16 protein-coding genes are annotated in these 25,544 nt (G+C 50.8%); 8 read left to right on the forward strand and 8 right to left on the reverse strand.

Annotated features, from left to right (window positions below; genetic code table 11):
• Positions 1 to 196: 196 nt before the first annotated feature.
• Entirely contained in the window at positions 197 to 1,144 is a 948-nt protein-coding gene (locus AC1S52_RS07940; protein ID WP_482028486.1) for an SPFH domain-containing protein, read from the reverse strand.
• A gap of 284 nt (positions 1,145 to 1,428) precedes the next feature.
• Entirely contained in the window at positions 1,429 to 1,854 is a 426-nt protein-coding gene (locus AC1S52_RS07945) for an NfeD family protein (RefSeq protein WP_482028487.1), read from the reverse strand.
• 377 nt (positions 1,855 to 2,231) lie between these two features.
• Between AC1S52_RS07945 and AC1S52_RS07950 the strand changes: the two genes are divergently transcribed.
• Together AC1S52_RS07950 and AC1S52_RS07955 are read left to right on the forward strand one after the other, a co-directional pair.
• On the forward strand, positions 2,232 to 4,190 hold the full coding sequence (locus tag AC1S52_RS07950) for a PP2C family protein-serine/threonine phosphatase (RefSeq protein WP_482028488.1): 1,959 nt from the start codon (positions 2,232 to 2,234) through the stop codon (positions 4,188 to 4,190).
• A gap of 51 nt (positions 4,191 to 4,241) precedes the next feature.
• The gene (locus tag AC1S52_RS07955; RefSeq protein ID WP_482028489.1) at positions 4,242 to 4,517 is read left to right on the forward strand and encodes a ferredoxin-thioredoxin reductase variable chain; all 276 of its coding nucleotides are present in this window, start codon (positions 4,242 to 4,244) and stop codon (positions 4,515 to 4,517) included.
• On the opposite strand, the gene AC1S52_RS07960 is transcribed toward AC1S52_RS07955, so the two are convergent.
• Both AC1S52_RS07960 and hmpF read right to left on the reverse strand, forming a co-directional pair.
• Positions 4,514 to 4,738 (reverse strand): hypothetical protein, encoded by a 225-nt coding sequence (locus AC1S52_RS07960; RefSeq protein WP_482028490.1) that lies wholly within the window; start codon positions 4,736 to 4,738, stop codon positions 4,514 to 4,516. The genes AC1S52_RS07955 and AC1S52_RS07960 overlap by 4 nt on opposite strands.
• Positions 4,739 to 4,822: 84 nt before the next feature.
• The gene (gene hmpF / locus AC1S52_RS07965; protein WP_482028491.1) at positions 4,823 to 6,580 is read right to left on the reverse strand and encodes a pilus motility taxis protein HmpF; all 1,758 of its coding nucleotides are present in this window, start codon (positions 6,578 to 6,580) and stop codon (positions 4,823 to 4,825) included.
• A 1,076-nt stretch (positions 6,581 to 7,656) separates the two neighbouring features.
• Between hmpF and AC1S52_RS07970 the strand changes: the two genes are divergently transcribed.
• The 5 genes from AC1S52_RS07970 to AC1S52_RS07990 all read left to right on the forward strand — a co-directional run bounded on the left by AC1S52_RS07970 (position 7,657) and on the right by AC1S52_RS07990 (position 19,276).
• Positions 7,657 to 8,925: a response regulator gene (locus AC1S52_RS07970; RefSeq protein ID WP_482028492.1), complete on the forward strand. Its 1,269-nt coding sequence runs from the start codon at positions 7,657 to 7,659 to the stop codon at positions 8,923 to 8,925.
• Between the two features lie 143 nt (positions 8,926 to 9,068).
• The gene (locus AC1S52_RS07975) at positions 9,069 to 9,434 is read left to right on the forward strand and encodes a response regulator transcription factor (RefSeq protein WP_223048254.1); all 366 of its coding nucleotides are present in this window, start codon (positions 9,069 to 9,071) and stop codon (positions 9,432 to 9,434) included.
• 11 nt (positions 9,435 to 9,445) lie between these two features.
• Positions 9,446 to 9,976, forward strand: coding sequence for a chemotaxis protein CheW (locus AC1S52_RS07980; RefSeq protein ID WP_482028493.1), 531 nt, complete (start codon positions 9,446 to 9,448; stop codon positions 9,974 to 9,976).
• Between the two features lie 154 nt (positions 9,977 to 10,130).
• Positions 10,131 to 12,944: a methyl-accepting chemotaxis protein gene (locus AC1S52_RS07985; protein ID WP_482028494.1), complete on the forward strand. Its 2,814-nt coding sequence runs from the start codon at positions 10,131 to 10,133 to the stop codon at positions 12,942 to 12,944.
• Positions 12,945 to 13,060: 116 nt separating this feature from the next.
• Positions 13,061 to 19,276 carry a response regulator gene (locus tag AC1S52_RS07990; RefSeq protein WP_482028495.1) on the forward strand — a complete coding sequence of 2,072 codons (6,216 nt, stop codon included), beginning with the start codon at positions 13,061 to 13,063 and terminating at the stop codon, positions 19,274 to 19,276.
• A 64-nt stretch (positions 19,277 to 19,340) separates the two neighbouring features.
• On the opposite strand, the gene tilS is transcribed toward AC1S52_RS07990, so the two are convergent.
• The 4 genes from tilS to miaA form a co-directional block, all read right to left on the reverse strand.
• Positions 19,341 to 20,315, reverse strand: coding sequence for a tRNA lysidine(34) synthetase TilS (tilS, locus tag AC1S52_RS07995; RefSeq protein WP_482028496.1), 975 nt, complete (start codon positions 20,313 to 20,315; stop codon positions 19,341 to 19,343).
• A 137-nt stretch (positions 20,316 to 20,452) separates the two neighbouring features.
• Positions 20,453 to 20,869, reverse strand: coding sequence for a KGK domain-containing protein (locus AC1S52_RS08000; protein WP_482028497.1), 417 nt, complete (start codon positions 20,867 to 20,869; stop codon positions 20,453 to 20,455).
• 1 nt (position 20,870) lies between these two features.
• Complete coding sequence (gene ccsB, locus AC1S52_RS08005) at positions 20,871 to 21,905, reverse strand: c-type cytochrome biogenesis protein CcsB (RefSeq protein WP_482028501.1); 1,035 nt, start codon at positions 21,903 to 21,905, stop codon at positions 20,871 to 20,873.
• Positions 21,906 to 22,094: 189 nt separating this feature from the next.
• Positions 22,095 to 23,144, reverse strand: a complete 1,050-nt coding sequence (gene miaA / locus AC1S52_RS08010) for a tRNA (adenosine(37)-N6)-dimethylallyltransferase MiaA (protein WP_482028498.1) — start codon at positions 23,142 to 23,144, stop codon at positions 22,095 to 22,097.
• Positions 23,145 to 23,296: 152 nt separating this feature from the next.
• On the opposite strand from miaA, the gene gyrB reads away from it, so the two are divergent.
• Entirely contained in the window at positions 23,297 to 25,237 is a 1,941-nt protein-coding gene (gyrB, locus tag AC1S52_RS08015) for a DNA topoisomerase (ATP-hydrolyzing) subunit B (protein ID WP_482028499.1), read from the forward strand.
• The last annotated feature ends 307 nt before the right edge of the window (positions 25,238 to 25,544 follow it).

Genomic DNA, 25,544 nt, shown 5'->3' on the forward strand with positions numbered 1-25,544 from the left:
AAGATACCTTCTGATACCACAGAAAAAAAGTTGGAATGATTAAAACAATTGCCAATTCTAGGGCTGAAAGCACTACTCCAAAACTTGAGCCATCCTCACTAGCTATTCGCGATTTGAGACAAAGCCTTTTGGGATAAAAAGCAAAGCAGGATGATTTGAGAAGGTCAAATCATCCTGCTTTTCAACCATGCTCTTTTTAGCCTCGGTTGTTCTCTACCATTGACAACATTCCCTGGAGAGCAGCGGGAACACTGTTGGGATCCATAAATAAGACCTTGCTGCTATTACTTTCACCAATGGTCTTACCCATATCCAGGTAACCCAGTGCCAGCAACAGTTTTCCTGCCTCTGCTGCCGTGGGACTGCTGTTGAGTATCTGTTCCACAATTTTGATCGCTTCTGCCGTTGCCTGTGCCTTAAGAACCTGGCTCTGACGCTGCGCCTGGGCATTCAAGACAGTCGCTTTATTTTCTGCCTCTGCCTGTAGCACTACCGTTTTCTGACGCGCTTCAGCATCCAGAATTTGGGCATCCGCCTTTCCTCGGGCAGAGTTCACGGCTGACTCCCGTTCCCCTTCAGAAGTCAGAATCGCTGCCCGTTTGCGCCTTTCAGCCGACATTTGCAGTTCCATCGACTCCAGTACTGCCTTGGAGGGGATAATATCCCGTAGTTCTACACGGGTTACCTTCACACCCCAGGGATCCGTGGCGATATCCAGATCGCGCAGCAATATCTCATTGATTTGAGAGCGGGCTGTAAAGGTTTCATCCAGTTCCAGTTTCCCCATCTCTGAGCGGATCTGAGTCAGCACCAGGTTGACCATTGCCATATGCAAATCCTGGACTTTGTAGTACGCTTTTTCCATATCCACGATTCGCCAGTACACCACGGCATCCGCGGTGATGGAAACGTTGTCACGGGTGATACAGGGCTGGGGGGGAATATCTAACACTTTTTCCCGGATGGTTTCCCGGTAGGAAACGCGATCTAGCACGGGAACGACAAATCTTAATCCAGGTTGTAGCTTGCGGTCATAGACTCCCAACCGTTCGACGAGGGCTTCGTTTCCTTGCTGAATCACTCTGGTGCTTGACAGGGCAAGCCCTCCGCCCCCAATTAACAATGCCATCAACCAACCCCACATGGGTAATCCTCCTAGAATTTTATAGAATGAATTTGAGATAGGGGATCAATTTGGTCATTGGTCATTAGTCACTAATCGCTGGTCATTGGCATTAATAATGCGATGTGCGACTTTGCTGAAATGCCTGCAAGAATTGCCCTCACCCTAACCCTCTCCCGATGGGAGAGAGGACAGGAAATGTCTGAAAGCCCTTCTCCTGGGGGAAAAGGGTGGGGATGAGGGTAAATTAGTTGCACATCCCGTTAATACCTGCCAATGACCAATGACCAATGACTAAACCATCATTAATCCCGCACACTGTTTTCTGGAATCACAATCAACGTCGTGCCTTTCCGTCCGACGATGTAGACTTTCTGTTGGGGAGCGATCGCCAGGTTGTCATCTTCACACTGGGCAGACCAGGAATTCCCTTCATACAGTACCCGTCCTGTCTTGCCCGCCGGAATTTCGGTCAGAGTTTCGCCATCCGTCGCATCCAGTTTCTTTGCAGCTTTCTGGCGGACAAATCGACGGGAAACCAATACCAGGGTGAGGGACAGAATCATCCAGAGCAAAATCTGGAGACTGAACGGGATGAGATGGGCGATCGCCGCAACCACCAGCGCGCTAATGCCCATAACGAACTCCACAAAGGCAGTAGGTGTAAACACTTCTGCCAGACACAGGGCAATACCAATCACCAGCCATAGCATGGTGGGAGTTAGCGTCATATCAACTGCTCCACACGTTGATTGAATGAAAAGAGATTCATCACCTAATATTGGATCCAGTTTGCAAGCCACAGGTTTCGGATAAAACTATCCCTTTTGTAAAAACTGCGGAAAAAATTTATCGGTGTTATCCGATGGTTTTAATTAGGAGTGTTAGCCAAATTTTACACAGGTGTCTTGCTAGAATTCCCCACAAACTGCGAGAATCTACGCCGATATTCTCAATCTTGTTGGGTCAATGGCAAGGGAACGGCTGGCATTGTGCGAACAATCCCTGTCATGACTCTTCTATGACCAGTCTAGTGTGGACGTGGTTGATCTGTCGGAACAATCCACTTAACTTTAGGTGAGCCAGTTAAAAGAGCTATGATTCGCCCATGAGCCAACCCAAACCGCAGATTTGCTGCCCTAACGCTAACTGCACCGCCCCCCTCAATCCCCTCGGAAGCTCGGTCTGTGGAGCGTGCGGCACTCCGCTGATCTACCGCTACCTGTTGGCGGTAGGCAAGTCTGCGGAACAGATTCCCGCCACCAGTCAGGTCGGCGGCAGGTATTATGTCACCGCACGGCGCATCTGGTTAGATACCCAACCCAGTCTGCCGCCCGATGTTCCCGCAGACTGGTCAGATGTCGTACTGCCCTATTTATATCTGTATCCCTACCGTCTCCATATTCCAGAGGTCTACGGGTTTTGCATCCAAAATGGTGAGCTTTTAGACGAGGAAATTTTTCTCCTAGACAATGTACCGCTAGACCCATCGGGTATTCTTTACCCGGCGATCGCCGAAGCCTGGGCAACGGCAACGGCGGTTCGACAGGTTTACTGGCTATGGCAGATCTTCCAGCTTTGGCAACCACTGGCAGAATTGGGAGTCGCTACCAGCCTGTTAGCTGCTGATAACATTCGGGTTGAGGGCTGGCGAGTGCGCCTATGCCAGCTTTACCATGACACTGATGTACTGGCTGCCTCCACCGACTCAGAGCTTGCCCTGGGGCTGGCTGATTTATCGAATCTGTGGCTGAGTTGGGTGGACAGTGCCAAACCAGAGTTGATCGAGCCGTTACGCTCCATTTGTCAGCAGATGCAGGCAGAGGAAGAGCCGGGAGCGATCGCGGCCCAACTGAACCAGTTACTCCTGGAACAGGCAGCCCAACTTCCCCTGAACCTGAAGGTGGCAGGAGGCACAGATACTGGACCGGAGCGGGAACACAACGAAGATGCCTGTTACCCACTCACACTCAACCAACCTTCCCAGGTAGATGGGCTGATGCCACGGGTGGCGATCGTCTGCGATGGTATCGGCGGGCACGAAGGGGGAGAGGTTGCCAGCCAAATTGCGGTACAGTCCCTCAAACCTCAGATGCAGGCACTCCTCTCTGAAATTGCTGACGCAGAAGAGCCTGTACCACCGGAACTGGTGGTGCAACAACTGGAAAGCTCTGTGAGGGTTGTCAACAATTTGATTGCCAGTCAAAATGATGCCCAACAGAGGGAAGACCGCCGCCGCATGGGGACTACCCTGGTTATGGCAATCCAGCTACCTCAGCGCGTCAAAAAAGGCGGCAGTACGTTTGCGGAAAATGGGCATGAACTCTACCTGGTACATGTCGGCGACAGCCGCGCCTATTGGCTCACCCAACGTCACTGTTATTCATTGACCGTAGATGATAATGTGGTCACGCGGGAGGTTCGCACAGGGCGGGCACTCTATCATGAAGGGATCCATCGCCCCGATGCTGGTGCGCTGACCCAGGCACTTGGGACACGGGATGCAGACTTTATTCATCCCACTATTCAGCGCTTCATCCTGGAAGAAAATGGCTTACTGTTGCTTTGCTCGGATGGAGTGAGCGATAACGGATTGATTGAGCGCACCTGGGCAGAAACAGCAAGAGCAGTGCTAAACAGCAAAATGTCGCTGGATACTGCCGTCAGAACCTGGTTGGATCTGGCAAATCAACACAATGGCTACGACAATTCCACCATTGCCTTGCTTCACTGTCATGTGTCTTCTCCCATGCCAGAGGTGCTTCTACCCCAAACTTCTGATGGTCGAAGTAGAGGCTCTGAGTGGTCAACGGCATCCCAATCTCTGAGGCAGGAAGTTACGGGTGATCCAACACAAACCAAATCTTCTGCGGCTAAAAATCAAGCAACCAAACGTGCGCTCATGTTTCTGGGAGCGATCGTGGTGCTTGTGTTGGTTGGTGGGCTTGGGATCATCACCTGGTCACGTTTAGATCCGGATAGCTTTCAGCGCTTTCGTGAGCGGTTCATCCCACTTCAAAGAGTTGGAAAAATTGGGTTGATGAGCGACGGGGACAGTCTTATGTAAAGATAAGGAATTGCTAAAAAAATCTATTGAATCTGTGTACTGGTAGAGGAGATGACTGTTATTCAGGAAGCGCACGTTATGCAATCTGGCGAAATTTTTTCGGTCGGAAGTCGTGTCCGAGTGACACAGTCCGTCATCGTTTACCATCATCCTGAACACCGCAACCAACCCTTCGATATGGAAGGGCAGGAGGGAGAGGTGCTGGGTATAGTACGAGAGTGGCAGGGCAGACCTATTAGTGCCAACCTCCCCTATTTAGTCAAATTTGGCGGGAAATTCAGGGCGCACTTTCAGGCAAATGAACTGGATCTTATTTCTGAAAGCTAATTTCGCCATTCGTAAAACCAGCCCAATATGTTAACGTCACCCTGCATCCGTTGAAGTTCTTGCCGATGTTTTTTGGCGGTTTCCTGATACCACTGGCAGTAAGCTTCATGAGCTTCACGATATTTCATCTCCCGGTAAAACTCGCGAGTGAATTCGTAGGAAACGATCGCTGCCTCAGTTGAGCCAGTCCCAGGGGAAATCCGCCAAAAGCCATCAAACATAAGAAATTATGGCAACTCAAGATGCAGGGGTTAGAAATCACATTCCCCTACTCTAACAACTCACGTCTGAAACCTGGTATCTCTTTATGAGGCGGCTAATTCAGGAGTATTGGTTAAGTTGACAATGATCTGACGCATTTCTGCGATCGCCTGAACCTGATGGTCACCCGATTCCTGCATTTGACCCAGTGAGTCAGCCACCGCTTCTAACCGTTGTCGCAGCCCATCGACTCCATCCTGAACTGGTTGCAGCATCTCTTGGTACAGATTCACCCGCCCCCAAAGCTCCGCCACTTCTCTGCGGCGACTTAGAAGGGTTTCTTCCTCCTGCCTCAGCCCACCCCGCTTAAACTCCTGATCAGCCGTCTGCGTAGTAACCATCCCCTGAGCTTGTTCAATTGCACTCTGCATCTGAGCAATCTGGTTCTCCAGCTTTTGCAACTCATCGGATTGCTGGTGACGATGGCCATCAATTTGCCCCAAGATGGGACCTAAATCAATTCCCACATCCTGACTCGCACCATCCCCAATACCCTGCCGTCGCCTCAAAATCGCCTGGTGTCGCCCCAAGATACTCTTCCGCTCACGCAAACTGCGCCGCTGACCCACCAGTGTTTCGTTCAACATCTGGTAGCCATCCTGCTCATCTGCCAGCTCGTTTTCCAAATTGAGGCGATCGAACTCACTGGCACTCTGAACCTTTGCCTGCAAAGCATCAATTTCTTGTTGCTTAAACCGTAGCTCTTCTTCCTGGCTCTCTACAAACCGAGACAACTTTTCAAGATCCCGTTCAAGATCCTGTACCAGTCTCTGCAACTCATCCAGAGGCATTTTCTCCAGCACCTCTACATCCATCTGATGACCAACGGTCACATTTTCAGACACATCTGCCAGCCGATACACCTGCTGGTGTAGTTCCTCGTGGTTCTGCAACTGCAAGCTCAACATGTTGGCATACTCCCTCTTGTTAGTCAGAGAGCTTTGCTGAACTTTCAATTCTGCTCGCGCCTGTTCCAAAGACTCCTGTGCCTGATGCCATTCCAGCCAGCGCTGATGGAGATTTTGCGACTGCCGGTCAACCTCCTCTTGCATTTGCTGCGCTGTAGAGCGATATTGATCGAGGTTTTGCCAGTGTTGACTCAGCAAGCCCTGCTGCTGGGTCACAATCTCCAGGGAACCAGCAAGTTGTTCTCGAACCGCTTCGGTGGGGGGGCTAGATCCTGCTAGCCGATTTAAGAGTTCTTGAATCGTTTGGGCATTCCCTTCATCTAGCACAGCAGCCTGCTGAAACTCCGCCTGCCGTTCTTCCAGGCGACGCATCTCTCCTCGCAAATGCTCCCAAGCTCCTTCTAAATCCTGCCGATTACTGTCAAACTCCTCACGCTGTCGATTAACTTCCTCACGCTGCGTCTCAATTTCTTGTCGTTGCTGTTCTAGTTGTTCAAAGTCCTCCTCCATCTGCTGAAGTTGCTCACGTCGGGCTTCCATTTCCATTTCCCGACGATTCAGCTCCTGACTTTGATAAGTCAAAGACTGCTTCCACTGCTCAATTTCTTCTTCTTGGGTTTTAAACTTTTCCTGTAAGCGCGAAAAGTTTTGCAAAATGCTCACCAACTGACGAGCCGCTTCTTGAACTCGCTGTACCTGTCTGTTGGATGTCAGGTCCACCAGTACCAGTGCTCCAGCACTGTAATTATTGGCTTCCTCACACAGAACGGCTTCTTCACCGGGGACAGCACTCCAGCTTTGCTCCGATCGCTGACAGGCAAGCAGCTTTAGCTCTGCCTTGCCGCCGCCCAGTAAACCACCTTTACCCTTTTGTACTTCCGCTAGATACAGCACGCTGATAATCCCTCTTGTGTGTCTGTGCCCAATTTAGATGAGTGACCTGAAGATTTGGTCCTTTCCGCTAGACCTAGTGTAGTGAGACAACCCTGCCAAAACAATCCTCATTCATCGATAACGACCCTGTACTGTAATTAGCTGCACCCAAATAATTTCGTGGCTTTGCATCCAAACACCTGGACTGAGCCGATGTTGATGTTACCCTGAGAAGCTTTTGGTCGTTTCAATTTGGTCATTTCAACCTCAACAACCATCACCTAACTATCGCCGCAAATACAGTCCATGTATGGCTTGTATATGTCTAAGATGCCCGGCTTGCCCCCCAATCTATCAGGGCAGAGAGGCTTAAACAGGAGGAAAAAAGCACCAGGCTTGAATGTCATTTAGTGACTAGAGACTAGCTGGACTGAATCTTTTCATTCGCCTCGACTTAGAAAGTCTGGAGTGACAACGTCATCCCCTAAGCCTCTCTCAGCACCGAGAAATGACACCCCCTTACAAGCTACGATTCCATAGGTAATCGTCTTCTAATTGGTAAGCGATTCAAGCTGACTTTGACCGAATTTCATTCAGAAGGCAGGAATTGGAAAAACAAATACTACCATTTCCTGAGCTGTACAGAATTTTCGATCGCCGTATTTTACTCCTTATTTTTAGGGCTTACTGTCCTTTAATCTAACATTGCGACCTTTTATGTTCGTGAAGAACCATGAAGAGGAGAGGCACAAAAGCAAAATAGATTATGGTAGGTCTGCCCCTTGAAACCCAGATGGTGCGGTATCGATAAGTTGAAGGGCAGGGTTCACCCTATTCTGGCAGCATCGCATCGATCCGCTTAGGAAACTATTCGGGGAAACTAGAGGAGGGGTATAAAAGTTGTATTGGTAACAGCTTTTGAGCCGGTTAAAAGGTCTATCTCAGAATTTTTTAATTGGATCATGTGCCTGAGCGACTAAGGCTTAATAGTGAGAGAGTCTTGAGAAACCAGGGTGAAATAGCGGGAACAGCCTGCAAAAGTTAGCGAATGGGCAGTTTATGGGGTTACAGCACTTTCAAAGGATGATCTAAGTCTCATGCAGGGTAAGTTGAGCGAGATAGACATTCGCAGTATCTTACAGCTCATTGAGCTGGGGCAGCGAACGGGTGAGCTTTTTGTGGAAGCCTATCCAGTGCAATCGCCGGTCAGCGGCGGTCAGCCCTTTCTTCAGGAAAGATCCCCACAGCCAGTATTAGTACGCTCCTGGTTTGTCTTTTTCCTGAATGGTCGGATTATTTACGCTTCGGATATCAATACCAGTCTGGCTCGTCTGAACGATTATTTGCGTCGGTATAAAATTGATGTGCCGCTGGCTAGCCTAACGGTGTCCTCGATCGCCGCGGTCAATGCTCCAGAATACGGCTACTTGTGGGCACTGCTCGAAAATCACACCCTGACTCCTGTACAGGGACGCAGCATTATTCAGAGCATGGTGCATGAGGTGCTATTTGATCTGCTGAGTTTGCACCAGGGGTCTTTCATCTTTGAATTGAGTCCAGCGTTGTCTCCCCAGTTAACCACGCTAGAAATTGCTCCTCTGTTAGCAAAAATCATGACTCAGGTTCAGGAGTGGAAGCAGTTTTACCCTCACATCCAATCCCCTGATCAGTGCCTGGTCATTGCCGATATAGGGGCATTGCAGGCAATGCTGTCAATCAATACGTTCAATGCCCTAAACCGCTACGCCGATGGAAAAACCTCAATTCGCCAGATCGCTCGCTATCTGAATCGAGATAGCTTGACCGTTGCGCGGGCAATCTATTCCTATGTTCAGAAAGGGATGATTCAACTAATTGACTTTCCTATCCAAACAACAGAGTCAGGCGGATCTACCCGCCCGATTCGAGCAAAGGATTTGGGGCTATGGCATGAAGCAAGAACCCCGCGTGTTGTTTGTATTGACGATGGGGTTACAATTCGTCAAACTGTGGAGCATATTTTGAGTCAAAACGGATATGAGGCAACCGCGATCGCCAACCCCCTCGAAGCACTCAGCCTGGTATTCCAGATCAAACCCGACTTGATTCTCTGCGACATTGCCATGCCCGAACTGGATGGCTATGAACTTTGCGGTATGTTGCGGAAATCGACAGCATTTCGCCAGATTCCCATCGTCATGCTAACAGGTAAGGATGGATTTATTGACCGCGTTAAGGCAAGAATGGTGGGCGCAACGGATTATTTAACGAAGCCATTTGGAGAAAATGAGCTATTAATGTTAGTTGAAAAATATGTAGGTCGCGGTTATGAAAATCGGCAGCCGGTTGATGATTCTCTGGCAGGTTCGGTTAAGGACAGGGTATGACTGGTGCGCTTTAAGGCATCTTTCCCCATAGTTTAACTAATAAATGAGGGTACCTTATTGACTATTAGAGTTAAGGTGAATACTAGGGTAAGGAACGTTAATGCTTTCCAGCGGCGTTTCAACCGGCAAGCAGGTAAAGAATTATGAGTACAGTTCTAGTCGTAGAAGATAGTGTTACTCAGCGGGAGATGATCTCCGATCTGTTGAGAGGGAGCGGGTTAAGTGTAACTGAGGCAAGTGATGGGGTAGAAGCGCTGGAACAGATTCAAGGAAAGTGCCCCGATTTAGTGGTTCTGGATATTGTGATGCCGCGTATGAATGGTTATGAGGTCTGCCGTCGGTTGAAAGCTGACCCCAAAACCCAGAATGTTCCGGTGGTCATGTGTTCATCCAAAGGGGAAGAGTTTGACCGCTACTGGGGTATGAAACAGGGAGCGGATGCTTACATTGCGAAGCCATTTCAACCCACCGAACTGGTAGGCACAGTTAAACAACTATTGCGAGGTTAGAGGTCAGTGGAATGGTAGGTAATCCGGATTTTTTAACGGGTAGAGGGCAGGATCAAGCTCCTGAATTTCAGGAGTTAGAAAGTCCTGAAGGTGAGTTACACTTGCGTTTTTATGTGGCATCAGGAAATGAATTTGCTCTGCCTGCAACCGGAATTCGGGAAGTCATTTCGCCTTCCCCCGATCGGATTACACCCGTTCCGAATGTTTCACCTCTGCTTTTGGGTACGCTGAATGTGCGCGGAAGGGTCGTTTGGGTGGCAGACTTGGGGCAGTTTTTGGGAGACCCAACAGCACTCAATACCGATCGCCCGGAGGTGCCTGTGATTGCGGTCGAAGATCAGGACATTATGTTGGGGCTGGCGGTGGATCGAATTGTGGGGATGGACTGGCTCGATATTGAAGAAATTCAAATGCCCACCAATGTTCCAGACAGTGTGGCTCCTTTTCTTCGGGGTGAGTGGTTGTTGGACAATCAGGCAAGCAAGTTTCTCCGATTACTGGATCAGGTGTCAATTCTTCGATCAGCCCGGTGGGCGGCTTAACAAGGAGAATTAAGAGTGAAAAAAAGCAGAATTGGAAGTAAAACTGAGGAACGAGTTATGAAGACTGGAGCGGGGGCGATCGCTAACCCTGCACCAGCACAACCTTCCGCCACACCGAGGCTACAGCACTCAATACTCAACTGGGAGGAGGCAAATGGGGGCAGGAATTGAACAGGGATATCAACAGGCTTTTTCAGCCTACGTACAGGGTAACTACGAAGAAGCCGCTGAGATTGTTGATCGCCTGGTGAAAGAATTTCCCGATGATCCAAGTGCCTGTCTATTGCGGGGGCACATCTATTACCAGTTACAACAGTATGATATTGCCCGTCAACAATATCAGGATGTCCTGGCTTTAGCTAACAGCAATGATGAAACTCGGAAATTCGCCAACGATGGGCTAGCGAACATCAGCCAGATTCAATCTGAAGGGGCTGTTGGCGTTGAAAGTGGGGTCAATACAGTTGACGAAAATGGTCTGGGCAGCCTGGATGATGATTTTGGCAGCTTTCAATCCCCAACCACCTGGCAAGATCAGGATGACTTTGGTACAGCAGGTGACTTTGGTTTGGACGATCCAAACTTTAGCCTGGGGTCTGAAGGGGAATTTGACCAAAGTTTTGATATCCCACCGCTGGATTTTGAGCCTGCTGGTGAGTTTGAGCAAGGCAGTTTTTCAAGTTTTCCTGGTTCTGCCGATGGGGTTAGCCCCTTCGCCGATCCCTTTGCCATTGATGAGCCGCCTGACAATGCTCTCGGAGAGGCAGACGCGCCCCAGCAGACGACTCACATGCAGTCAGACCCTTTTTCTGGCTTGGACGAACCCGCTCTAGATTATGGAACTGATATTGGAGGAGCAGGTATCGGGGACAGTAATTTTGCCTCAGCCCTAGATGAGTTTGATGATGCCTTTGCTCCTCTGGATCTGCCTGAAGAACCGTCTGGGCATTCGCCCTACTCGTTAGAAGATCATCCGTCCCCATCGGATATACCAGGTGGGTTTCAATCCAGTCCGAATCGCCGGACAACTGAGGATGAAACCCTATTCATGGGCAGCACGGGGCTGTATAACCAGGACGATCAGACTTTTGGGGCACCAGATACCTCTCAGTTCGATCCACCTACTAGCTTTGATTTAGATCCGCAAGACAGTTCCTATTATGGTTCTGAGTCTGGCGGCTCAGGCATGGCTGGGCAAAGCAATGTTGATTTCCTAGATGAATTTGATGAGTTTGATGACTTGGGGAACCTGTCAGACTTCGATCTGTCCGAGAATTCGGCTGGCTTTACCAGTCCTGCGGTCGGAGCGGGGTTTGACCTGTCGGGTGGTAGTGCGACGGGAGGAGCGGCAAGCAGCGATCGCGGTTTCTCCCAGGATGCTGACGCTCTCAGCTTTACGGATAGCAGCAGCTCCCTCATCCGCGACGACGAAGTTTTTAGCATCTCCGGCACCTCCGATCAGGTTCCTACCTTTACCCAACTGGATCAGCAGGTCGCTGAACCCACCCCAACCGTCGAGCAAGGTGCCTTTGCCTTTCTCGAAAATGCTCCGATCGCGACTAAGCAAGTGATTACCGCTGGGGTGGCTGGGGTTCTGTCTGCGGTTGCAGTCGCTCTGGCAGGTAACCTAGCAGCCAACTACGGTCCTGGTAGCCAGCGGGAAGATGTCGTCAATCAGATCAGGGGTACAAGCTGGATTATGGCAGCGGCTGCTATGGCATTTGGAGGGGGGTCTGCCTTTTTCTTGGGACAGATAACCGCCAGACAGATCAAGCGATCTACGGATGACTTGCAGAGCCAGTTTAATGCGGTGTGTCAGGGAAATCTGAATGCGCGTGCAACCGTCTATGCCGAAGATGAGTTTGGGCAATTGGCAACCGGCTTTAATCAGATGTCACGGGTGATTCTGACAACCACCAGTGAGGCACAGCGGAAGGCAGAGGAGCAAGAGCAGGCGAAGGAAGACCTGCAACGCCAGGTGATTCGGTTACTGGACGATGTGGAAGGGGCTGCTCGAGGCGACCTCACGGTTCAGGCAGAGGTCACTGCCGATGTCCTCGGTGCGGTTGCCGACTCGTTTAACCTGACCATTCAAAACCTGCGTGAAATTGTGCAACAGGTGAAGACGGCTGCCCGTCAGGTGAGTAAGAGTTCAACTGACAACGAAATGTTTGCCCGTAGCCTGTCATCCGATGCCTTACGGCAGGCAGAGGAACTGGCGGTCACGCTAAACTCGGTGCAGGTAATGACCGAGTCGATTCAGCGGGTGGCAGAAAGCGCCCGTGAAGCCGAAGAAGTGGCGCGTTCGGCATCGGCAACGGCACTCAAGGGTGGAGAAGCGGTGGAGCGGACGGTCGCTGGTATTCTGGAAATCCGCGAGACGGTCGCAGAAACCACCCGTAAGGTGAAACGATTAGCAGAATCTTCCCAGGAGATTTCTAAGATCGTGGCACTGATTTCTCAAATCGCTTCACGAACTAACCTGCTGGCATTGAACGCCAGTATTGAAGCAGCCCGCGCAGGAGAAGCAGGGCGTGGCTTCGCGATTGTTGCAGACGAGGTGCGGCAGTTGGCAGACCGGGCGGCGAAAGCATCGAAGGAAATTGAGCAGATTGTACTACAAATCCAGAGTGAAACCGGCTCGGTTATGACAGCGATGGAAGAAGGCACCCAGCAGGTGATTGAGGGGACGCGACTGGCAGAACAGGCGAAGCGATCACTGGAGGACATCATTCAGGTCTCTAACCGGATTGACGTACTGGTGCGATCGATTACAGCGGATACGGTTGAACAGACTGAAACTTCCCGCGCCGTCGCTCAGGTGATGCAGTCAGTGGAATTGACCGCCCAGGAAACTTCTCAGGAGGCGCAGCGCGTATCTGCCTCGCTGCAAAACCTGGTGGGAGTTGCCCGCGATCTGTTAACGTCTGTAGAACGATTCCGGGTAGAGACCATCGAGCGCAAATAGCTGAATTCAGGGTATGGAGACTTTCGCTATCATTGGTCTACAGTCTAGGGGCGCGATCCTGCTAATGCACACGTTTCCATAGCAATTCTTACTTTCCAAAGGGATGGGATACAGCCATGCAGCCTGAACAGCAACAGCGAATCATGGGCTACTTCATTGAGGAGGCAAAAGACCACCTCAACACGATTGAGCAGGGGTTGCTGAATCTGCAAAGCACCATTGAAGATGGGGAGATGGTGAATGAGCTGTTTCGGGCAGCACACTCAGTCAAGGGAGGGGCTGCCATGCTGGGTCTCAACAGTATTCAGCAGGTTTCCCATCGCCTGGAAGATTTCTTCAAAATTTTGAAGGAATCGCGAGTGCGAGTGGATCAAAAACTAGAAAGTCTTCTGCTCAAAGTTTTTGATGCGTTGCAGGAGTTATTAGAGCAACTTCAGGGTCCCTTTGGGCTGACTGATGAAATGGCGAACACAACGCTGTCTGGCGTTCAGCCTACGTTTGATGAACTGGAACGCCACCTAGAGATCTTGGTCAGTGAAGCCGAACCCATCACCTCTATGCCGACCACAGGCTTTCTGTCAGGAAGTGATCTGGTGACTGCTTCATCCTTGGATGCAACCCTGGCACAAACCTTTGGTACTGATGTGCCCGTCCGTTTACGGGAAATGCTGCAACTGTTTAAACAACCGGATGCAGACGTGTCCGGTCGCTATCAGCTAGAGGCAATCTGCCGTGAACTGGTCAGTATGGGTGAGTTGTTTGATTTGTCTGCCTGGTGCGGCTTGGTGGAGACGGCACGACGGGCGATCGCCGAGTCCAATAATTCCTATCGGACACTGGCTCCGGTGGTTATCCGAGACATCAAGCAGGCACAGGATCTAGTCTTGGCAGGGCGTGCTGACGAAATTATTCCCTGCCCTCAACTTCTGGAAATGGCACCAACCCCAGCTCCCGTTGAAGTCGCAGCCGATAGTGATTTTGCCGATCTTCTGGCGGCAGCGGATAACGCCGATCTGGGATTTGACCTTTCCGACTCCGCCGAATCGTTTGATGAAGAATCTTTGTTTGATGGTTTGGATCTGACTCCTGACACCCATCTCAACCTATCTTCCTCTGACCTCAACTTTGGCGATGTTTTTGGCGAGGAACCGCTCTCAATGGAGGCAATTGGGCAGCAGGGTCCCGAAGTTGGCATGGCAGAATTGAACAGTCTGGCTGACCTGTTTGAAGGCGAAGTTCCCGATCTGGGTTCTACCTGGCAGGAAGAAGAAATCATCAGGGATGGAGATGCTTTAACGTCTGGTTCTGCGAATATAGCCAGCGACATGGACGAGTCTGTAGACTTCTCCGATCTCCTGTTTGATGAGTCTGAAACGGCTCCAACCATCATTCAATCCAAAGATGATGATTTGAGTGATTTGTTTGGCGACGAACTGCTGGAAGAGGAAGAATCCTCCGTTGAGTCTGAAGCTACTGGGTTCCCCTCAATTGACCCCTCAAGCAGCAATGAACTGGAAGATTTATCAATCATTTCTGAATCGGATGACCTCTTCGGTACAGAGGAGATGTCTGCGATCGCTTCCCCTGTCGATGAACAAGATCCCTTTGCTGGTTTAGACCTGGATGCAGGATTAGAACTAGGGGACTTCAACGATGGTGGACTTGAGGTTGAACCTGACGGGGAATCAGATGCCGCATTAGGCGATCTGGGAGAGTTGTTTGCTGGGATGGATGAAAGTGATCTCAACCTCTCTGGTCTTGAGTCCGGTTCCGGGGAACTCTTTCCGCCCACAGAGTCGGGCGAAGATGAAAACCTATTTGCAGCCATTAGTGATGAGCCATCCGGGGTTGCCACTCCGGTAGAAGATGGGGTGGTTGCCGATCCCTGGGAAGACCCCTTTGCAGAGTCAGCTCCAACTTCCAGCGAACTTTTGAGTGAGTTTGACCTTTCAACCACATTTGAATCAACCACTAGCGAGTCAACAGAAGATGCATTCTCAGATATGTTCGGCTCTAGTGATTTGCTGGACGAGGAGAGTTTGCTAGACGACAGTAGCCCTGGTGAGTTAATCGAAGAGCTTTCTGACCAGGACGAGAGTGATTTTAGTGGTCTGTTTGAAACTTCGACGACTTCCGTTCAGGGGATTTCTGACGACGCTGCGATCGAAGAACTGATTGATGATTCCCTCGATTTTTCCAGCGATTCCTGGCTGTCGGATACTTCTGATACGGCAACAGTTGCCTCTCCATCGGATGCTGAACCGCTGGAACTGTCTACCGCTGACGGCGGAGCCTATCCTTTTGCAGATTTGGATACAGGACTTGAGTCTATTGGTTTCAGTGAAGCATCTGATATCGATTTCTTTGCTGAATCGACTCCAGCCGATGGTGCGTCAGCCAGCATGGAAGGATTGGAAGGTTTTGCAGATGTACTTTCCCCTGAAGCATCGGCTACTGCAAGTGGGGAGGGAGAACTGAATCTTGACTTGAGTGAATTAGGCTTGGATGAATTAGACTTCGGTGGTTCTGATATCGCCGCTTCGACTAGTGCTGACGATGGGAGCCTCGACTTTGGTGAGTTCGATCTGCCGACAGAAGCCTTTGGTGAGAGTGTACTTCAGGCAGAAGATAACTTGGGTCTAGACCTGGAAGACCTGGGAAGCCTGGATTTAAGTCCGGTTGAGGGTGAAGAGTCGAGCCTGGAAAGCGTTTCTGATCAGGACATGGCAGACTTACTTGGAGCAATGGACTTGCAACCACCTGATCTGGAAGCGTCTACTCCGGAAGCATTTTCCCTAGAAACCTCCACGTCTGATCTATGGGAGGATTTGCCCGATACGGCTGATTTAGACCTGGGTTTTGGTGACGAAACTCTAAGTACAGAAGCCTTAATCCCAGAGCCTCTAACCCCAGGCGAGACCGATCTCTTTGCGGAAGATCTGGCAGCAGTTGTTGGAGCAGATGCCACAGTTGCCCATGAGGGTGAGTTCCCGGTTGAAGCAAACTTCGATGATGATCTGCTGGAACTTGAAAGCCTGGGTATGACAGATATCCCAGAAATTGCTGAACTCTCTGAGTCCGAGCTGTCTGAAACTGATTTCTCCCTGGATTTGGAAAGCAGTGGCTTTGAGGATATCGGTGTTCCAGCGTCGTCTCTTTCATCCTCAGACGCGATCGATTTTGGTAATTTTGATTTCCCCATCGAAACTGCCTCCGAAACTACAGATTTAGAAGACTTTGGCGACTTAGGAGATTTACTAGGTGAAGAAACTGCTCCAGCCTCTGATGAAGCAGAAAACCTGAATCCTCTACTGGGTGAATCTTCTGCCACTGAACTTCCCACAGATTTTGGCGACTTAGGGGACTTGCTAAGTGAAGAACCTGCTTCAGTCTCCGGTGAGTTAGGAGACCTGGATAGTCTGCTGGAGGAATCTTCCACTCCTGAAACCTCAGATTTTGGTGACTTGGGAAATTTGCTGGGGGCATCCTCTGCCGCTGAAATCCCCACAGATTTTGGCGATTTGGGAGATTTGCTGGGGGCATCCTCCACCGCATCCCTCACAGATTTTGGCGACTTAGGGGACTTACTAAGTGAAGAAACTCCTCCAGCCTCCAGTGAGTCAGGAGACGTGGATAGCCTACTGGGAGAATCTTCTACTCCTGAAACCTCAGTTTTTGATGATTTGGGAGATTTGCTGGGTGAGGAAACTGCTCCAGCCTCCAGTGAATTAGGAGACCTGGATAGCCTGCTGGAGGAATCTTCTACACCTGAAACCTCAGACTTTGGCGACCTGGGAGATTGGTTGGGTGAATCTGCGGCTGAAGAATCTTCTTCAGATTTTGGTGACTTAGGAGATTTGCTGGGTGAGGAAGCGACTCCTGAAACTGATGCCTTTGACGATTTAGACTTTTTGGGTGAAACCCCAACTTCTGACACCGCTAGTGAATTTGAAGATCTGGACAGTTTGTTAGGCGAAGAAGACTCCTTAGCTGTAGATGATAACTTTGCCAATCTGGAAAACTTAGTTGGTGAAGACACTCCGGAATCAAGCAGTTTTGCTGATTTGGAAGACTTGCTCGATGAAGGTTCGCTGCCATTGTCTCCGATCACTTCGTTTGGGGATGTCAGCAACCAGTTGGATGCGGGTTCCCAAAACTTTGCAGAAATAGAAGATTTTGCGGATCTGGAGGCTTTGTTAGAAGCGGATGAGCCAGCCAGTTCTCCTACTCAACTGACAGAACCATCCACCGATTCTGACTTTGATGAATTGGATGATCTGCTTAAGGAAGCTGAGGAAAAAATGGGTGGGTCTCCCAGCGTACCGGCGAGCCGGGGACTCGGCACTCAAAACCGGCGTCTTTCCCGTCCAAGCAGGGTGTTTAGTGAACAAACCATGCGGGTTCCGGTCAAGCATCTTGATAACCTGAGCAACCTGGTGGGAGAACTGGTCGTAAACCGTAACAGCCTGGAACAAGACCAGGAGCGGTTGCGCCAGTCTCTCGATAATTTGCTTTATCAGGTTCAGCAGCTTAGTGATGTGGGTCAGCGAATGCAAGACTTGTATGAGCGATCGCTGCTTGAAAGTTCCCTACTGGCAAGCCGCCAGAACTACCGCCAGGGTTCTAGTAGTGTCTTTCGAGACACTAGTGAAGCATCGACGCAGACTACCAGCACCAGTGTTGAATATGACCCCTTGGAAATGGATCGGTTCACGGGTTTCCATAGCCTTTCCCAGGAGATGATTGAACTGATTGTCAGAGTCCGGGAATCTGCCTCTGACATTGAATTCATTGTGGATGAAACGGATCAAGTAACCCGCATGTTCCGTCAAGTCACCACCCAGCTTCAGGAAGGACTAACCCGCTCTCGAATGGTGCCCTTTGCCCAGACGGCTGACCGAATGCCCCGCGCTGTACGCGATATTTCGATGCGCGTGGGTAAACAGGCAGAACTGGTGATTGAAGGTCGGGAAACGCTGATTGACAAGATGATCCTGGAGCAGCTTTATGACCCCATGACCCATCTGGTTAACAATGCAATTACTCACGGAATCGAGTCGCCGGATGTACGACGGGCGGCTGGTAAGCCTGCCGCTGGGCGGATTACGATCCGTGCCTTCCACCAGGGGAACCAGACCATTATCTCGGTATCAGATGATGGGGCTGGAATTGATGTGGAGCGAGTGAAGGCCAAGGCTATTGAAAAAGGCTTGATTACCCCTGCGGAAGCCAGGAGCATGTCCCGTTTAGATGTCTATGATCTGCTCTTCCACGCTGGCTTTAGTACTAAAGACCAGGCAGATGACTTTGCTGGGCGAGGAGTGGGCATGGACGTAGTACGGACCAGCCTGAGTGAAATCCGTGGGGCGGTTAATACCGACTCGACAACGGGTAAGGGAACAACCTTTACGATTCGTCTGCCGTTGACCTTAAGTATCTCGAAGGCATTGTGTTGCATTAGCGATCGCGCCCGGATTGCCTTTCCAATGGACGGTGTGGAAGACATGCTGGACGTGCCCAAGGAGCGGATTCAAACCAACGCTGAAGGTCAGCCCTGCCTACCCTGGCGTGACTCCCTGTTACCCCTGCGTCCTCTGGTGGATCTGCTGGCATATAACCGGCACCTGAGTCGGGGTAATGTTTACGGCGGAAACCAGGAAGACGACATTTCTTCGATTGTGGTGCTACGCAGCGCGGGTAACTTCCTGGCACTTCAGGTTGACCAGGTGCTAGGTGAACAAGAAATTGTAATCAAGCAACTGGAAGGACCCGTGCCTAAGCCCGTAGGTGTGGCGGGGGCAACGGTTTTAGGGGATGGTCGCATCATGCCCATTGCAGACGTCCTGGAACTAATTGATCTGGCAATGGGTCGAATCCGCAAGGATGCAGGCGGCTCTCTGTGGGATCAGGGTGCGGCAACGGTTCCCCTCGAACCACAAGTAACCAAGACTGAGCCAATGGTTCTGATTGTGGACGACTCCATCACAGTTCGCGAGTTGCTGTCAATGACCTTCAACAAAGTTGGCTACCGAGTTGAGCAGGCGAGGGATGGGCAGGAAGCCTGGGAAAAACTGCGCTCTGGTTTGCCCTGCGATATTGTCTTCTGTGACATTGAGATGCCCCGCATGGATGGCTTAGAATTGCTGTCTCGGATTCAGAAAGATCCCAACCTGACCCACTTGCCGATCGCCATGCTCACTTCTCGCGGTGCCGATCGCCACCGGCAAATGGCATCCTCCCTGGGAGCCAGCGGTTACTTCACCAAGCCCTATTTGGAAGAAGCCTTGCTAGATGCCGCTCAACGAATGCTGAAAGGAGAACGGTTGCTTTAGGACGGAGTGAGGAGTGATGAAGGAGTCTACTCCCTGCTACTACTGACCACTGACTACTGACCATTCACTCTAATCTGGCTTGCAGTCGAATCCAGTCCCCTTCGACTAGGGCGATCGCCCCTCCGGGCAAAGGATCGGTCTGGGAGCGGTTGGGGGCAGTTATCAAATTCACAACTTTTTCAATCTGCTCAAAGCCGGGGCTACAGAACAGAATGGACTGAAGGAATTGGCGCACTACTCGTCGTTGCAGTGCCAGGGGTGCCTGCCGTAAATAAACTCGATTGAGGGCAGTTTTGCCTGAGTTCAGCGATGATTGGAGCCATTTTTGGGCTTCGGTTTCCAGGTAGGCGACCTCTGCCTGGAGCAGTTCTGCGGTTTGAGCCAGGGTTCGTTCTGCCTGGGGATTGAAGTGGGTGCAAAGGTAGGGCAACAATTCCTGGCGGATGCGGTTGCGGGCGTACTTCAAATTCTGGTTGGAAGGGTCTTGCCAGTAGGTAAGATGCCGCTCCTGACAAAACTGGGCTGTTTCCCGGCGGGTCACTTCCAGCAGGGGACGGATGAGGAAAATTCCGGGCACCAGGAGCCGTTTCCAGGTAAGGGCTTGCAGCCCATCCATGCCACTGCCACGCACCAGATTGTACAGTAGGGTTTCAGCGCGATCGCTGGCGGTATGTCCGGTGGCGATGAAAGAATAACCATGCTGATGGGCAATGGCTGCTAATGCCTGATAGCGCCATTTCCTGGCTCCGGCTTCAGTCCTGTCTACCTGCTCTGCGGTTTTTAAATAGAAGGGCAGGTTCCAGGAGTGGGCGAGGTCTTGGACAAAGTTACCGTTGTTTGAATCTTCCTGCCAGCGATGATCGCAGTACGCAAGTGCTAGATCCCAATGCCATTTAGGTTGCAGATCCAGCAATAACTGAGTCAGGCAGAGGGAATCCTGCCCCCCAGATACGGCAACCAGTAGACGTTGACCGGATACAATCAGTTGTCGCTCCTTCAACGTTTTGTGGAGATGCGCGTGCAGGAGTGTCCAAGACAAAGCCTCACTCATTCAGTCCGTGCTCAAAGTCTGCCAATCATCCCGTGGCGTTGCTGATTTTGGGTATGAATTGAGAGTTGTATGAATTGGAACGAGGTTTCAATTCATACTGCTATTCAGCACCACCCAACCCGTTCTTACTCAAAATTCCCTTCATCCCTGTAAATATTGTTGTTGTAGGGCAATTCTGATTTTTCAGAGCGATAAACCTCTCCATACCGTGGGTCAGCCGTGGGTTCAGTGCTAGGACGACGTTCCTTACGACGACCATCCAACAACTTGGGAGCCGGATCTTGATCGGGACAGAATTCCAGACGAATCCTTACCCTGCCTCGCTGCCAACCTCGTGTGCTAAATCGTAGCGCTTCACAGTCCAACCCATCGCCAAACCAGCCCTCGTTTGCATCATCCCAATCGGGTTCGCGATCGCTAATTGCCTGCGCCAGAGCGTCAATAAATTCACCCACCTTAAAGGTAGGGTTCATCATCAGAACCCGCCCAACGCTGATAAACAGCACTTCATCATCTTCCAGCGGTTGAAATTGCTCGTTCATTTTAGAAAAACCAACCGTAGCTATGGAGTCCTTTGCCTAACAGGTTAACGCCTAGATAACAGACCCAGACGACTAAAAAACCGGTTGCTGCCAGAATTGCCGGACGCCGCCCCTGCCATCCTTTAGTGATTCGGGCATGCAGGTATGCCGCAAAGACCAGCCAGGTAATCAATGCCCAGGTCTCTTTGGGATCCCAACTCCAATAAGATCCCCAGGCTTCGTTTGCCCAAACTGCCCCAGCGATGATCCCAATCGTCAGCAAGGGAAAGCCCAGCCCAATAATGCGGTAGCTGATGTTGTCAAGCGTATCTGCCAGGGTCAGCCGTTGAGGAGAGAGGGGTTGCATAGAAGCCGATGCCACCGTTGGAGGCGTAAGAACAGCCGTTGCCACATTGCCAGCTTCGGCAGCGGCAGCAGGAAGGGGAGGCGTTACAGTAGGGAGCGGTTCAGTGATGGGTTCTCCATCGCGGCGCAATTGATAGCTTTTGTCACGATATGCGCCAGTACCAATTGAGCTACCCCGCAGTTCTATGTTTTGACCACGGGTGACCACGAGAAATGCAATCGCCAGGAGTGCCCCCACCATTAACGTGGCATAGCTCAACATCATGACACTGACATGCATCATCAGCCAGTTGGACTTAAGGGCAGGCACCAGGGGAGCCGATGCCTGCATCGTACCTGGCAGGGAAATAGCAGCAAAAGCCGTAATTGCCATGGCTACAGGAGCCGTCACCACACCAACCAGGCGACTGCCGCTCATATTCTCTGCAATCAGGTGAATGGTTGTCACACCCCAGGTTAAGAAAAAGAGCGATTCATAAAGGTTGCTGATTGGGAAGTAGCCTGCTTCCAGCCAACGGGCACCTAACAAAGCCGCAATGCAGAGATTGGCGATCGCCATCCCCGTAGTGCCCAAGACGGATAGATAAGGAATGCGCGGAAATGCCGCCCCTATCCAGTACGCCAGCATCGTGACAAAAAGAATAGCAAAGGAAGTGTTATCTAAAACAGTTTGCAACCGAACCAAATCCATTGTTCCCCCAGGCATCTTGAAGCCTTTGAAGCAATTCCTCTTTCTATCCTACGATGGACAGGCAGAAGGGAGGGGGGAAAGAGGGGAGAGTTGAGAGTTGAGGAGGAGCGGAGGGGAAGGGGAGCAGAGGGGTGAATGTATGGCTTAGACACGTGAAACCGGCTGTAAATGAAAACAGTCACAGTCCGATCAAGAGATGACCGTTAAGAAATTCTCCACTCGTTGCCAAACTTGATCTAACAAGATGGGGCTATCTGCGTCAAACCACTCAATTTCGGGGTAGGCACGAAACCAGGTGCGTTGGCGTTTGGCAAACTGGCGCGTATGCAAGACGGTTAAAGCGACTGCCTGATCCAGAGAGATATCACCTGCCAGATATTGGTTGAACTCGGCATACCCCAAGGTCTTCAACAACGGTAAATCCGCACCATACTTTTGACATAAAAATTCAACCTCTGCCACTAACCCCTCTGCCACCATCTCCTCAGTTCGTTGCTGAATTCGCTGTTGTAGCGTGATTGAGTCCTGACAGTCCAGCCCTATTTGCAGAATAGGGTAAGCAGGCGGATTCTCTCCTTGTTGTGCCGACATAGGGCGACCCGTAGTGTAAAAGACCTCCAGCGATCGCAAAGTTCTCACCTTATCATTGGCATGGATCTTTGCGGCTGAAACCGGATCAACCTGCTTCAGCATGGCATAACACTGTTGTTGCCCCAGTGATTGAAGCTGCGATCGTAACTCTGGCTGCGGTGGCACCCGCGGAACCTTCATTCCCCTGACGATCGACTTAATGTAAAGCCCAGTACCGCCAACGAGGAGAAAGGGTGAGGGGGTGAGGAGGTGAGGGGGTGAGAGAATAGCATTCTGACTTTCAAGATCGATTAGCTCCTCTGCCCCTCCGCTCCTCTGCTCCCCCTCTCCCCTCTCCCCTCTCCCCTCTCCTCCCATCAACTCCCTCGCCCGCTCCTGATACTCCGCCACGGTCAAAGTTTCGGTAGGATCACAAATATCAATTAGATAATGAGGCACTTCCTGCTGCTGAACGAGGGATGGTTTAGCAGTACCAATGTTAAATTCTCGATACACTTGGCGCGAGTCGGCGCTAAGAATGGCAAAATGCAACCGCTTTGCTAAAGCGATCGCCAGACTTGATTTCCCCGTTGCCGTTGGACCACAGAGGACAATCAAACTCGATACAAACGTATTACTTCTTGTTATAATATTATTAAGACTTGACATTAGAATAGGTTTATTATCCATCCCTGCCAGAAATCACACAGGAGATGGTTCTAGAATCGCTTATAAGCCTTTTGTGTTACAATTTTGGACAGTTTTGGTCTTCCAAGGCTAAACGCAGATTGGAACCGCTTATCGGTTGGAGCGCTGAATTCATGACGAGTAACTATGGTGCAGAACAAATTCAAGTCCTGGAAGGGATTGAGCACGTTCGCAAACGTCCAGGCATGTACATTGGCAGCACTGGACCTAGAGGACTGCACCATCTAGTTTACGAGGTTGTTGACAACTCTGTTGATGAAGCGTTAGCAGGCTACTGCAAAAATATTGATGTGACGCTGAACGCGGATGGCTCCGTTACAGTTGTTGACGATGGGCGCGGTATTCCTACCGATATTCACCCTAGGACCGGAAAATCTGCCCTGGAGACTGTTTTAACCAAGCTGGGAGCTGGGGGGAAGTTTGGTGAAGGCGGCGGCTATAAGGTATCCGGTGGTCTGCATGGTGTCGGCATCTCGGTAGTCAATGCCCTGTCGGAGTGGGTTGAGGTCACGGTCTGGCGCGAGCATCGGGTTAATACCCAAAGGTTTGAGCGGGGGATTCCAAAAAATGAGTTGCAGGTTGAGCCAGGTTCAGAGGAGCGAACGGGGACTGCTGTTAGCTTTCTGCCCGACTCGACTATTTTTACAACCGGCATCACTTTTGACTACGCAACACTGGCAGGTCGTTTGCGGGAGCTTGCATTTCTGAATGGCGGGGTGAGGGTCACCTTTACTGATAACCGTCTGGAATACCTCAAGTTAGAAGAACCCCATGTCGAGGTTTACTTCTATGAGGGGGGTATTCGAGAGTACGTCAGCTACATGAACCACGATAAGCAAGCTCTGAATGAGGATGTGATCCACGTTCAGGGGGAGCGTAACAATGTCCAGGTTGAGGTAGCACTGCAATGGTGTACCGATGCTTATACAGATAACCTGCTGGGTTTTGCCAATAACATTCGCACCATTGATGGGGGCACCCATCTGGAAGGTTTGAAGGCAGTGCTGACCCGGACGATGAATGCGATCGCCCGTAAGCGCAACAAGCTGAAGGAAAGCGACTCCAACCTAGCAGGTGAAAATATCCGCGAGGGCTTAACCGGGGTGATCTCGGTCAAGGTGCCCGATCCAGAGTTTGAAGGACAGACGAAAACCAAACTGGGGAATACAGAAGTTCGGGGAATTGTGGACTCACTGGTCGGTGAGGTATTGACTGAATACCTGGAGTTTCATCCCAACGTTGCGGATTCCATTTTGGAAAAGGCGATCCAGGCATTCAATGCTGCTGAGGCGGCGCGTAAGGCGCGGGAACTGGTGCGCCGCAAATCAGTGCTGGAGTCTTCTACCCTACCCGGTAAACTGGCGGATTGCAGCAGCAGGGATCCCGCCGAGTCTGAAATCTTCATCGTAGAGGGGGATTCTGCGGGTGGTAGTGCCAAGCAAGGGCGAGATCGCCGCTTTCAAGCCATTCTTCCGCTGCGTGGAAAAATTCTCAATATCGAAAAGACAGACGATGCCAAGATTTACAAAAATACAGAGATTCAGGCGTTGATCACGGCTCTGGGTTTGGGCATCAAGGGCGAAGAGTTCGATGCTTCCCAACTCCGTTATCACCGGATTGTAATTATGACCGATGCGGATGTGGACGGTGCCCACATTCGCACCCTGTTACTCACCTTTTTCTACCGCTATCAGCGGGCGATGGTGGATCAGGGATATGTTTATATCGCCTGCCCGCCGCTGTATAAGATCGAGCGAGGGCGGAATCACTACTACTGCTATAGCGATCGCGAACGGGATCAAATTGTTGGTGGATTCGGTGAGAACGCGAAGTACGAGATCCAGCGATTTAAGGGTTTGGGTGAAATGATGCCCGCTCAACTGTGGGACACTACGATGAACCCAGAGTCACGCACGTTGAAGCAAGTTGAAATTGAGGATGCGGCGGAGGCAGACCGGGTGTTTACCGTGCTAATGGGCGATCGCGTCGCTCCCCGACGGGAATTCATTGAAACCTATGGTCCCAAGCTCAATCTCACTGATCTGGATATCTAAACGGAAATTCGTAAAGTTGCCAAGACGTTTGTGCTGGCGAACTGCTTTGACCCCAAATTTGCCAGTGGACTATTGATAGCCGTTCCAGAGAACAACTCAGAATAGTCGCCTTGGTGCCAGGTAACAGATCCTCGGAACCCCTGATCTTCCGTGTCGAGAGGCTCTGAACTGAACCACTATGCACTGAAAGTGCATAGGTTCCTAAAGGGCTGAAAGCCCAAGTTAATCTACTCAAGTAGGAAGTTATCGCGCTCCTGATTCGATGGACTCCGATGATGCTCTAAATACTCCTCCCACTAACTGCTCA

It is taken from the genome of Kovacikia sp. CALU 1929, from assembly GCF_056784235.1.